At 55.3% G+C, this 445-nt stretch carries 1 protein-coding gene; it reads left to right on the forward strand.

Annotated elements, in window-relative coordinates; genetic code table 11:
- Nucleotides 1-94 precede the first annotated feature (94 nt).
- Nucleotides 95-445 (forward strand): hypothetical protein (locus tag CSC74_RS17370; protein ID WP_211369688.1); only part of this gene is annotated, 351 nt, incomplete at its 3' end.

Consider the following 445-nt stretch of genomic DNA (forward strand, 5'->3'; position numbering starts at 1 on the left):
CCAATGAAACCGGCAACCAGCTGTTGCTGTCGATTTCGCCCGGTCCGTGAGGCGGTAATCCTACCAACCTGAAAAGCAAGAGAGAGAGGACACCATGAAAAGGAACATCAAGTGGACCGTGCTTGCCGTGGCGATCGCCGCCGCGACATCGGCCAATGCCGAAACCACCATCGACAACAACATCGTCAACAACTGGACGACCAACACCACGATCGATACTGACGTCGATACCAACGTCGATACGAACCTCAGCAAGACCAAGTCCTACACCTCGACGGTAGACAAGGCCTACACCTCCGCTGTCACCAATACGGTCGACAATACGGTCGATACTTCGTATACCTCCGATGTGAACAACACGGTCGACACGTCATACACCTCGGACGTGACCAAGGCCATGGACCTGTCGTACAGCGACTCGTTCGATCGCGACACCACCATCGCC

The sequence above is a fragment of the Pseudoxanthomonas yeongjuensis genome (assembly GCF_010093345.1).
In the GTDB taxonomy this organism is placed as follows: domain Bacteria; phylum Pseudomonadota; class Gammaproteobacteria; order Xanthomonadales; family Xanthomonadaceae; genus Pseudoxanthomonas_A; species Pseudoxanthomonas_A yeongjuensis.